This window comes from Litorisediminicola beolgyonensis, from assembly GCF_042679605.1.
GTDB classification, from domain to species: Bacteria; Pseudomonadota; Alphaproteobacteria; order Rhodobacterales; family Rhodobacteraceae; genus Litorisediminicola; species Litorisediminicola beolgyonensis.
In genome coordinates this window covers 52,892-64,970 of sequence record NZ_JBHTMU010000017.1, presented here as the reverse complement: position 1 = coordinate 64,970, position 12,079 = coordinate 52,892, and the positions used below count along the sequence as shown (strand labels likewise).

Sequence of the window (12,079 nt, the reverse complement as noted above, 5' to 3'; positions counted from 1 at the left end):
AAGTGCGATCGAGAACTCTATCTTTCTTTGCACGAGGACTCTGTACTTGAGGCCAATGGCATGCCTGTCCCCCTCCAAGCTCGTCCAGGAATCGGCGTACTCCAGACTGCCGGACGAGACTTCGAGGATGAGCGGAACGATCAGTTGATCCAAGCTTTCGGTAACCTGGTCATCTACCAGCCGGACAAAGGCGGTGCAAATAAGCCTGTCAAAGCACCGCTCGCGTCGTTGCTCGCCAAGGTTACGGCGTTGCCGTCTATCATCTTGCAAGGCAAGTTCGAGCCCTCGTCCTTCCTAAATGCGGCAATGGCGAATATCGGGCTCCAACCCGTGCAAGTTGCCCAAGTACCACCTATCGCGGGCCTGATACCTGACATCATTGTTGTGCGCCCGGCCGCGGCGGATGATGAAGAAGTCGGCGCAGATGGATGCCGCAGGCCCATTGACCCAAAAACAGAGACGCGTCGGGCGCTGAGCATTATTGATGTTAAACATACAAGTGAGGCGAACCCGAGCTACTCAGCGGAAGTGGCGCTTTATGCACTTTTTCTTTCCAACTGGATCGTCGATCAGGGCTTTCAAAACGACTACTTTGTAACGATTCGAAGTTATTTGTGGACCCGCTTTAAGCAAGGTCAATCAGCGCTCGATGGCTTGATTTCGGGCGCCTCCCCCGCATCACCAATTCAATATCTCGATGCGCTGATCGCCGACAGCGAGGATGCAAACCTTCGCTTCTATCTTCCTACCGTGCTGCATTTCTTCCGCGAAGACTTGCTCCGGGTAATCTCCACTGGAGATCGGGCAGTCAACGGATGGGAGGATCTCGAATGGCACGTCGATGGCCGCTGCAGCGCGTGTGACTGGCTTGGGCACGAGAAGTGGGCGAACTCGAAGGACAAAGCGCGTATCGCGGCGCAGCCAACCCACTACTGCTATCCTGCAGCGAAGCAGACCGGGCACTTAAGTCAGATTGCCGGTATGACTCGAGGCGCGAGAAAAACGCTGCAGATCAATGCTATCCAGGACACTGCAGGTGCAGCGAGCGCACAATCGGCGCATCCCGCTTTCCAACAGCACAGTCACCTCAAGAAGGAACGGAGCCGTATCCCCGCTAGGGCACAGGCGCTGATTTCCTCTACGACGAGCGTGGATAATGCGGCTGTGCTGGCAAGCTTGGCGCCTGCGCCACAGCTCCATGTAGCTATTACGGTCAATTTCGACCCAAGTGCTGGCCTGCTTACTGGGCTGTCAATACTGGGTCGAGCAACTGCGTATGTAAAAGGTCAATCCCCGCGAAGATTTGCACCTAAGTGCTTTGTCGTGGACCAGAAGACGCTGGCTGACGAATGGGTCGCTCTGGAAGGACTCTTGTCGACGCTGTCGGATATGGTTGATCAGGCCGAGGCATTTGTTCGCGCCGCCGGGAGAACTCCACTCACGGCACAAGTTGCGTTCTGGGAGCAACGTCAGTTTGAAGAGCTTTGTGCGGCAATGGGGCGGCATTTGCCGAGGGTGTTGAGCCTGACCAACCGTAAAACCAAGGCGCTGGCGTGGCTATTTCCGGCCGATGAGTTGATCGAGAAGCCCGATGGCGCAGTCAGCCCTTGCGTTGTTTTCATTGATGAGATTGTTCGGCGAGTTGTTTTTGCCCCGACACCTCACGTCATCACCTTATTCGACACGGTGGAAACCTACTTTTCCGGCCCCGGACCAGTTCGGCTTGGGGATGCATTCTATAGAGAGTTCCTGACCAACGGCATACCGAGGGAACGAATTTACGAGATCTGGAGCAACGTCACCACGATTAGGCGGGGTTCCGTTACCGTCCCCCGAAACACCGTTATCCAGGAATTCGCCAATGCATTGGACAAACAGTGCCGGGCATTGAACAGCATAGTTGAGCGGCTTCGGACGGATTTCAAAGGGCAGCTCAAGGCAAACGCCCCTAAGCTGGCATTGTCGATTCCGCAGGGGGCTCGGAACGTTGCGTTTGACAGCAAGCTTTGGGTTTGGTGGGAGGAACTACAGTATCACACCAGGAAGCTGGAGTCCCACCAGCGCCTGGCGCTCGATGCCGAGGCATTGGAGGCCAGTTATGAAGCTATTCGGCTTACCAATGGCCAGCCGACAGGGATGCCGGAAGAGTACGTTTTTGATGTTCTCCCAGGTTCAACCGAAGCCAAGCTCGACGACAACGAGGGATATCTTGCTCTTGGCAAGGAAGGGTATCCCGGACTTCCCTTGCAACGCGGGAGGGACCTAATCCCCCTTGGCGCCCCCCCGTACTCAGGTCAGAACGATACTCTGATCACGCCGCTATGGTCGGCACTTTCCGTGACACTCGTGTCCTTCGATCGAGGCACCCGAAAAGCGGTCCTGAAGCTGACCAACTGGCGTGATCCTGCTTTCGCCCCGTATCTTGTTGCCAATTCGAATGTAGATCTGCTGAATGACATCTTTGTTACAAAAGGTCAGAGCTCATTCAAATGGTACGAAACGGTAAAAAAGCTTCTGATAGCTGTAGGAAATCCTCCGATTGCTGTAGCAGATAACAATGCGGCCACTGCGATGGGTGCAAGTCCACCGAGCCCCGGCTCCGACCCTGTTACCCCTCTGGCCCGCATACTCTGGGCGGCAGATGCAGTCCACGCAACATCTGTCGTCGCCCCGGCTCAAGCCGCGTCGGTTGCCGCCTACGCCAAGGTTAAGCACAACCTGAACTGCAGCCAGACCGATGCCGTCGCGCACGCGGCGGAAAAAGGGCTGACGATCATTTGGGGACCTCCTGGGACGGGGAAAACGCAGACACTTGCCGGTTGCATTCATGGTCTCGTCCATGATGCCGTGGGGAGAAGTCAGCCACTAAAGCTATTGATCGCGGGACCAACGTATAAGGCTGTGGAAGAAATTATTGGTCGCGTTGTTGAAGCGTTGGATAACGATGCGACCTGTCCAGCCGAAGTTTACGTTGGATATTCCTCCTCGCAAGTTCCCAAGTCCTTCACTGCAGCCAACTCACATCTGCATGTCGAATCATTCCATCTGAACCAAGCCAATCAAGAAACCCAGGACTGTCTTGCAAGCTTGGCAAACACCGATGCCGTGACCATAGTTGCCACGTCGACGATGCAGGCATACAAGCTCGCAGAGTGGACGTCTGGTAACAGTGTTGGACCAGTGTTTGATGTCGTGATCGTTGACGAAAGCTCGCAGGCCCAGGTCACCACGGCGATCTCACCTTTGGCCACACTGAAAGATGATGCGCGATTGATCATTGCCGGCGACCATCTTCAGATGCCGCCGATCATGGCGCTTGAGCCACCTAAAGGGGCCGAATACTTGGTGGGCAGTATCCAGAAGTACCTGCTCGACCGTCCCTTCGGTAGCAATATCACGCCGTGTCCCCTCGAAGAGAATTACCGCTCGGCAGAAGACATCGTGGCCTATGCCCGAACGATTGGCTATCGAGCGACATTGAAGGCAGTAAACGCTGCGACAACGCTCCATCACTTGGCTGCGCTGCCGACCCCCGCATCCGGCTTTCCCGGAGGGCTACCTTGGTCGCCTCTGTGGCTGCAGATTCTGGACGTCAACAAGAAGGTGCTGACGCTGCTCCATGACGATGACCTGTCGTCGCAAAGTAATTCCTTTGAAGCCAAGATCGTCGCGGCATTGACTTGGTGCTTGAGGCAAACGGTGAGTGCAGAGCTTGACGGACGAGGTGCCGCAACGCATGCGGTACCTACGCCCGATCAGTTCTGGGGGAGGTGTATCGGCATCGTAACGCCGCATCGGGCCCAGCGCGCGTTGGTGGTTCGCGAACTGAGATCAATATTCCCATCCGATCCGCCGGACCTGATCGACTCGGCGGTCGATACCGTAGAAAAATTCCAAGGTGGGCAACGGCATACGATTATTGTCACATTCGGTGTCGGCGATGCAGACGTAATCATGGGAGAGGAAGCCTTTCTCATGCAGCTCGAGAGGACAAATGTTGCCATCTCACGTGCAATGGCCAAGTGCCTGGTGATTATGCCAATGACGCTTGCGGGCCACGTCCCTCACGACAAGAGGGCGCTAGAGACAGCTCACGCAATCAAAGATTACGTCGATGAATTTTGTAATCAGGAGATTGCAGATCAGATCGTATGTGGTTCGACGTCACGACAAGGAAAGCTACGCTACCATCAATAACTGCCTTTGATATCAAGCGCGCTCGACGTGGAAATCGAACTCAACTGCGGCGGCAGATTCTGCTCTCATCTGATCCGCTTGCCGCTTACCGGCATCCGCGGCCTTTGCCGGCCTGGTCGACACTAGGCGCCACGCGATACCGGATTCCTCAAGTGAACGCTTGAAAATTGCCTTGGCGTCGACCGCGGCAGAAGGAATGATCCCAAAGCGGACATACATATGCAGTGCTTCGGAAGAGGCTGTGGTATTGGCAATATTACGCCAAACTTTGCCGAGCGAAGTAGAGAAGGCGCTCTTTCCACCGTGGTCAAGCTGGGGGCCAGCTGAATAGTCAATAGCAGCGGGACCCCCGAGGAACCAGTTTCTCAGCCACTGGTCCTGAACGTAGGTCCGCATACCGTAATAGGGAGGGGAAGTGATCACGACTGATGGAGCGGCATTAACCAAGTGGAACACGTCGGTCGACTGGGCGTCACCACACAGAACTTGGGATATCGGAGATGGAGCAGCTCGCTCCAGTCCTACCAAACGCTCTATCTTGCGACGTAGTACTCGTAGAACGTCGATCTTAGGCGCTTTGAGACTTCTCTCTTTCCAGAAACGGACGGCGTAGTCCGGCTTGGATGCATAGGTCCTAGGCATCTGGTTGGAAAAATAGCCCGCGTTTTCCATATGCTTGGGAAGGGGGCCGTGAAGGCAGCCCAAGACAGCGGCGCGCAGGATGGTAGACGCATCAGTTTCGGACCCAAGGCTCAGCAGCCCCTCTCGCAAGGCGCAGACATCCTTAAGGGTATCAGGGTGATACGCGGCCTGAAAAAATGGCGTCGCAGGGACCTCAACTGGTTCAGTTGCCTCAAGAAGCTCGGCTGCAAGCTGGAGCGGTTCTTCTACATTACATGTCGCCAGCTTGGCCTTTGCGATGGCGACAGCAACGGGCGATGAATCAATACCCCACGCCGCGAGCCCAAGGGTGCGAGCAGCAAACAATGTGGTACCGCGACCACAAAATGGGTCAAAAACGATTGGGGCTCCCTTTACATGTCTTTTCAGCACCCTGAGAGGATATTCGAGCGGGAACATCGTGAAATATGGGCAAATGGCATTTAGCGCATTATTTTTACTGTATGCGAGTGCCATCTATCTTGCTCTTACTCTTCTCGTAGATCTTCGGACATCAAACTGACCGACGCCAACGGCGACAACGCCAGATAGACGGTTTGTGGTGAAATTCAAAGCACTTCATACGCTCGAAGCCCCGAGTGGGGTTGTCCAACGCGACGTCTATGCTCCTTACCGAAGTCTACGTGGTACTGATCGGTAAGCAACGCCAAGCAGCCCTACAACGTCTTTTCTCACGGCTGACACGCCCGTGCCTGCTCCCGCATCGCTGCGTAGTCGCTCATCATCCCCGCGACCGCTGAGTTCTCGGGCAGCAATCCCAGCTCGTCCGCCGCGCGCGCCTGAAACTCCCTGCTGTACTCGACGACAGGTGGACACGTCCCTGACCCGCGACCGTCAGAACTGACCGTCGCGCAGCCGCTCAGCCAGATCGTCGCGAGTACCAGGGCGACGCGCCGCCGCCTCAAGCATCCGTCGTTGTGCGTCATGGGATTTCTCCGCGGTTTCGAGACGTTCGGCGAGGCGCCCCGCTCGCTCGCCGGACCGCCGAAGCGACAGCAGGAACAGGAGCACGGCGAGGACGATGGCTCCGTAGCGCAGCGCAGCCCGCGTCCACGGGCTGGCCGCGATCCCGGTGAGGAGCCCGGCGATCACCGCCGGCCCCGCTTCCAGTCATCGAGGCGAGCATAGATGGTGACCGCGATGCCGCCGAGCGCCACAAGGATGAACACCCAGCGCAGGGTGTCGAGATACGGCACAAGCGGCAGGATGGCGGATTGGGTCTCTGCCAGGACGCTCTGCGCGACCTCCACCCCGGCCGCGCCGAGCGTCGCGACACCCGCCGCACCGCCGCCCTTCATGGTGCGGCTGTCGGCCAGCACTTCGAGCGCGGGCGGCGTCTCGGCTGCGAATGCGGTCTCCCGGACCGGGAATCGCTCGCCCCACTGCCGCGCGGGCCCAAGGTCGACATGGATGAAACCCGAGCGCGGATAGAAGCCGAAGCCGAGGAATCCGACCTCGCGCGCCGCGGCCTCGAACGCCACCGGGTCGTGGTTCGCCATGGCGATGTCGAAGGCGGCGCCGTCGAGGTGCTTCGACCGCGTGGCACCGCCGACGGCGCGGTTGTGCTCGGGGCTGCGATAGGCGGAGCGGACGATCAGCGGCTTGCCGAGCCGGTCGCGCAGCGCCTGCAGCTTGTCGAGCGCCGCTTCGTTTACCAGCAACTTGCCGGTGCCCCGGCAGGCGATCTCGGCGGGCGAGAAGTTGGGCCAGCGCCAGCCGCTCTCGGGTACGTCGCGCCAATGGCGGTGGAAGGTCGTCGTCATGGGGGGTCCTCCGAAAACGAAAAACCCGCCACGAGGGCGGGTGCGGTTGGGCTGATGACGAGAGATGGGGAGCGGCTACGGGCCGCCGCCGAAGATCTTGAGCTTGATGGCGATGCCGGCCAGCAGCGCCAGCATGATACCGGTGGTGATCATGCGGACGGCGGTCTGCATCGCGGTGCGGCGCACGAGACGAATGCAGTCCACCAGGGAGCGCAGATCGCGGATGTCGAGCGCGGCCTCGTCGCCGTCGAGCCCGACATCGGCGAGCGCGCGCTTCGCGCCTTCCTCGGCCGCCCGGGTCAGGACCGCCTCGAACTCGGCGTCGGGCATGCGCACGAAGCCCTCGGATCGGGGTGGTGTCATCGGGATCCTCCTTCCGCCGCTCAGCCGACCTTGCAGCCCCAGAAGGATGTGTGATCGGCGGCGAAGTAGCCGTCCGCGACCCGGAAATACCCCTGCAGCTCGACGGTATCGCCTGCCGTCAGCGGCACCATGGTCTGCAGCCAGATCGCGGTGGCGAGCGAGACGTGGGTGGCGGAGATTTCGCCGAGGGAGCCGCGGATTTCGGTCGTGCCGTTCAGGACCAGCCGCCCGCGCATGCGGGCCGTGGCGCTGGCGTTGATCTTGTAGAGGAGCGTCGCGCCGAAGAGGTAGATGCCGTCCACGGGGGCGACGAAGTGGTTGTTCGTGGCGTCGAAGACCCCCTGGTCGTTGTAGTCGGTGTTGTTCAGACCGATCTTCGTCCAGGTGCCGACGCCGACATAGTTGTCGTAGTTGGTGTACGCCTTGAAGCGCGGCAGCCGGGGCTGGTCGACGATGCCGGTGGCGTTGTCGACGCTGAGGCCATCGAAGAAGGTGCTGCCATCGGCCGAGACTGCGAGGCGGAACCGGTCAGAGCCGAAGAGCCCGACCAGCGCCTTCGTCACGAAGCCGGTCTGGAGCGTCAGGCCGAGATCGTCGCCCGCAGCCTCCTTGTTCATGGTGAAGAAGAGATCGCCGGTGCCGCCCTCGGCCACGGTCTTCGCCGTCCAGAGCGCGGCGTTCAGCTTGGCCGAGAACGGGTTCGACGCATCCGCCGTCGTGCCGAGCCCAAACAGCGCCATGTTCTGCAGCGCAGTCGGTGTCGTGCCGACCCAGCCTGCGCCGTCGTAAGCGAGCAGCAGCCCCTCGTCCTCGACCCAAGCCCGCCACCCGATCCGTGGCGGCAGGCGCAGCCAGGCGCCGTCCGTCCAGAGCGCCACATTCAGGTCCCAGCCGGACCAGTCGCCGGTCGCGCCCGAAGCCACGATGTAGCGGTCACCGTCGGCGGGGCTGCCCGGCGGCGCTGTCAGGTTCCGGTCGAGCACCGAGAGCTGGACGAGCCCGTCGAGGATCCGCAGCGCTTCGTTGTGGGTGACATGCTTCTGGGCCTGCGCCGCCAGGATGTAGGGCAGCAGGAGATGGGTCGTGGCGTCGGACATAGGGTCCTCAGAATGTGAGCGTGACGGACTTGGGCGCGCCCCGCCCGACGAGGGCGGAGAGCTGGTAGATGCGAATGTCGAGCGTGTCGCCGGGGGCGAGCAGCGCGCCCCAATCGGCACTCTGCTGGGCGGCCGTGTAGACCGCGCTCGTGCTGGTCGCAGACAGCACCCGCTTCACGGTGGCGCCGTCGAGGATCTCGACCTCGTAGGCTTCCAGTTCCTCGGTCAGAGGCACCTCGAGCCCGCCCCAGCTGTCGGCGGACAGCGCACGGGGCCGGCGCGTCCAGCGGATGGTGAGATCGCCGGGCGTGCGGGGCGTGCGCCACGGCTGCTCGACATGGGCGACGGAGAACGGACGCAGTCCGATGCCCTCGGGCATGAAGGCCTGCCCGACATACGTCTCGTCGCTGACAGGACGGCTGGCCGGACCGATGCGCCAGTTACACGGGATGCCGAGATCGGCCTCGGCGATCGGCAGTGACGCGAGCGCGGTGTCCAGCACCACGACCCGCGCGCCCGCGGGCGCCGGATTGCCCATGGCACCCTCGCTGCCGCGCTGGCCGCGCAGGAGCCGGGTGAGACGATACCGGCCCGGCGCGAGCAACTCGGCCGCGCCCGCCTGGACGATCTCCCAGACGCCGGGCGCGCTCTCGATGGCGAGCGCATTGGCGCCACCGAACAGCGTCAGGTCGGTAACGCTCTCCAGCGTCCCGGTCAGCAGATCGACCACCAGCGCATTGCCGAGGTCGAAGCGCGCGGTGGGGCCCGCATAGAAATCCGAGACCAGCGTGCCGATCCAGGCGCGACTGCCGAACGTCGTCAGCAACTCGAAGGCATCGGTCGAGGGGCTGCGGAACACCGCCATCTCGCCCGGCCAGGGAACCGCGTGCGCCGCGACCAGCGGCCGGTGCGCGGGCTGGTCCTCAGTCAGCTGCGGCAGATCCATCAGCACCGCATCCGGTGCGCCGAACACCACGGCGCGCGTCAGCGACGCCGCGCGGGGATCGCCGGGCGGCAGGTCGTAGGTCGTCCGGTCCTGGCGGACCGCCTCGATGCCGCGCGCCTCGGCGTCGGCGATGGAGACGAGCCGCAGATCGACCAGCCGCCCGTCATGGGCGAGCTGGATCGCGTCGGCCGGATCGAGCGCGAGCCTCGAGGGTGGCAATCGGAACGCCGCCGTCTCGCGCCCCACCCACGCCTCCATCAGCGCGCGGCGGCAGCGACGTTCGGTCTCCTCGGGCGGCACGGCCATCGGGAAGGACTCGGACGCGATCCGCGTCGTGTCGACGGTGATGCGTCGCGCCTCGACGAGGGCCGCGTCGTAATCCTCATCGGCGCGGGCGACCTGCCATTTCAGGGCCTGCGGCAGTTCGGTCTCTTGGCCGCGCGTCAGCTCGAGTACGTCGCCCTCGCGGGCCGCGACCAGATCATCAGGCGCGAGGGTGGCGACAGATGCCCGGCCGCGCATGATGAAGCGGATCCCCCCCTCGGTCTCGACCGCGTCGAAGCCGAAGTGGCGCGACAGCGTGGTGATGGAGGCGCGCGGGCTTTCCAGCGCGGTTATGGCGTAGCCCTCGACCGCGCCCCATTGCCCGGTAACGTCGATGCGGGACTCGGGCAGCCCCGCACGCAGACAGAGGTGCCGGACCAGAGCCGCTAGCGACACGGCACCCAGCCGCCCTGTCAGCCAGTGGCCGAGCCGCCAGTTCGCGCCGTCCGTCCAGACGTCGGTCAGCGCCGGGAAGAACGGATACGGTCGCGCGTCCCAGGTCCAGGCGGCACACTCGGGAACATGCACCATGCGACCACCGTAGACCGAGGACAGCGGGTTGTTCGCGGCATCGCCCCACCAGAGATACGTCGCCTCCAGATAGGCGCGCTGGATCGCATCGTCCCGCCAGCCCCGCGAGAAATGCGGCGTGAAGCTCTCCGACGATTTCGGGTCGAAGAAGACGTTCGGCTGGTTCGTACCCCGGTCGATTGCCGGGCAGCCGAGCTCGGTGAACCAGATCGGCTTGGACTCGGGCGCCCATGCGGTCGGCGTGCCAGCCTCGATGCCGCCCGGGCGGTCGTAGTGCGAATTCGACCACCAGGCGCGCAGATCCTTGTAGCGGAAGACCCACGGCTTAGCCGCCGAACCATCTGTGATCGGGGTCCGCACCTGCGCGGAGCGGTCCGCTGCGCTGGCATAGAACCAGTCGAAGCCTTCGCCCCCGGCGATGTTCGCCTGCAGATAGGCCCGGTCGTAGATCGCGGGCCAGCCTTCGGCCGCGTCCGCATGCTCGAAGCCGTCGCGCCAGTCCGACAGCGGCATGTAATTGTCGATCCCGACGAAATCGATCTCGGGATCGGCCCAGAGCGGGTCAAGATGGAAGAACACGTCGCCCGAGCCATCGCTCGGCTGGTGCCCGAAATACTCCGACCAGTCGGCGGCATAGCCGATCTTGGTGCCGGGCCCGAGGATGGACCGCACATCGGCGAGCAGGTCCCGATAGGCCTGCACCGCCGGATAGGCGCTGGCGCTCGAGCGGATCGTCGTCAGCCCCGGCATCTCGGTGCCGATCAGGAAGGCTTCGACACCGCCCGCCGCCGCGCAGAGATGGGCGTAGTGCAGCACCATGCGGCGCAGGCCCCAGTCGCCGGGCGATCCGGTCCAAGTGACGCTCTCGCCCGAGACGCTGAAGCTGGCAGGCGTGGCCGCGCCGAACAGCGCCGCGACCTCGCTTGCGGCCGTGGTTGTCTTGTCCACGGTCCCTGCGACCCCCGCTGCAGGCGAACAGGTGATCCGCCCCTGCCAGGGGAAAGCGGGCTGCCCCGTCTCGGCGGCGTTGTCGGAGTACGGGTTCGGCAGCGTGTTGCCGGGCGGCACGTCCATCAGGATGAACGGGTAGAAGGTGACCCGCAGCCCGCGCGCCTTCATCTCCTGGATCGCCTGCACCACGGCGAAGTCGGACGGCGTACCGCCATAGACGGGGCGGTCCTGGTCGTCGCGGCTGACGAGGAAGGCATTGGCGCGGCTCACGCCGTTGACCGACCAGCTGGCGGGCGTGGTGGATTTGGCCGACACCTCGACGCCCGGCCGGACCTTGCAGGAGCCCGCGCGCAGGTCGTCGCCGAACCACGCCACGACGAGGCTGACGCTCTCGACCGCAGGCGCCATCGCCTGCAGCCGGTCCAGCGCCTCCACCATGTCGGTGGAGGCGGCGAGCGCATTCAGGTTCTCCGGCACCGTTGCGCCGCCATCGGTCTTGCGGATCGCCTGCGTAGCGTAGGTGAATTCGCCGGATGCCGGGATCATGGTGACGGCGCGGGTCAGCCCTTCGGCAGTGTCGGGGTCGGCGAGCGGGCGGAACACCTCGAAGGAAAGCTGCGGCAGGCGGTTGCCATAGGTCGAGAGCGCCAGTTCCTCGAAGACCACATAGGCGGTGCCGCGATAGGCAGGCGTGCCGGCCACGCCCATCCTCGTGGCGATGAACGGATCGGCGGTCTGCGCCTCATCGCCGGGATACCAGCGCCAGGTCACGCCGGAGAGGTCCATCGGCTTGCCGTCGGCCCAGATGCGGCCGATGCCGGTAATCGGGCCTTCGCACAATGCGACCGCGAAGCTGGCGTAGTAGAGATACTCGGTCGTCTTGACCTTGCCGCCCCCGCCGCCCTTGCCGCCGCCCTGCGTGGTGGTCTTGGTCTCCTCGCGAAAATCCGTGGCCCAGATGATGTTGCCGCCCATGCGCATGCGACCGTAGAGCCGCGGGATGACCGCGCCTTCGGTGGCCGAGGTGATGCGCAGCGTGTCGAGCCGCGCGCCCTCAATGCGCTGCGTCGGCGCGAGCGACGAGATGATCCAGCTGTCGACGACAGAGCCGATGCTGGAGCCTATGAAGCCGCCGATGGTCGCGGCGCTGACGCCGAGGATCGCGCCGCCGATGCTGCCGCCAATGGCGGTGCCTGCGGCACCGAGGACAAGCATTGCCATGTCGG

7 protein-coding genes are annotated in these 12,079 nt (G+C 62.9%); 1 reads left to right on the top strand and 6 read right to left on the bottom strand.

Annotation, left to right across the window (positions count from 1 at the left end; genetic code table 11):
• Positions 1–60: 60 nt before the first annotated feature.
• Positions 61–4,197, top strand: a complete 4,137-nt coding sequence (locus ACFQ4E_RS11275; protein WP_386803564.1) for an AAA domain-containing protein — start codon at positions 61–63, stop codon at positions 4,195–4,197.
• A gap of 12 nt (positions 4,198–4,209) precedes the next feature.
• Here ACFQ4E_RS11275 and ACFQ4E_RS11270 read toward each other — a convergent pair whose 3' ends face one another.
• From ACFQ4E_RS11270 to ACFQ4E_RS11245, 6 genes are all read right to left on the bottom strand, one after another.
• Positions 4,210–5,334 (bottom strand): DNA methyltransferase, encoded by a 1,125-nt coding sequence (locus ACFQ4E_RS11270; RefSeq protein WP_386803562.1) that lies wholly within the window; start codon positions 5,332–5,334, stop codon positions 4,210–4,212.
• A gap of 378 nt (positions 5,335–5,712) precedes the next feature.
• Positions 5,713–5,970: a hypothetical protein gene (locus ACFQ4E_RS11265; protein WP_386803560.1), complete on the bottom strand. Its 258-nt coding sequence runs from the start codon at positions 5,968–5,970 to the stop codon at positions 5,713–5,715.
• Positions 5,967–6,641 (bottom strand): YcbK family protein, encoded by a 675-nt coding sequence (locus ACFQ4E_RS11260; RefSeq protein ID WP_386803558.1) that lies wholly within the window; start codon positions 6,639–6,641, stop codon positions 5,967–5,969. Before ACFQ4E_RS11260 ends, ACFQ4E_RS11265 begins: the two co-directional genes overlap by 4 nt.
• A gap of 75 nt (positions 6,642–6,716) precedes the next feature.
• A complete protein-coding gene (locus ACFQ4E_RS11255) occupies positions 6,717–7,004 on the bottom strand; it encodes a DUF6127 family protein (protein WP_386803556.1) in 288 nt (95 codons plus the stop codon).
• A 20-nt stretch (positions 7,005–7,024) separates the two neighbouring features.
• Positions 7,025–8,101 (bottom strand): DUF2793 domain-containing protein, encoded by a 1,077-nt coding sequence (locus tag ACFQ4E_RS11250; RefSeq protein ID WP_386803555.1) that lies wholly within the window; start codon positions 8,099–8,101, stop codon positions 7,025–7,027.
• Positions 8,102–8,108: 7 nt separating this feature from the next.
• Positions 8,109–12,074 (bottom strand): baseplate multidomain protein megatron, encoded by a 3,966-nt coding sequence (locus ACFQ4E_RS11245; RefSeq protein WP_386803554.1) that lies wholly within the window; start codon positions 12,072–12,074, stop codon positions 8,109–8,111.
• Between the last annotated feature and the right edge of the window lie 5 nt (positions 12,075–12,079).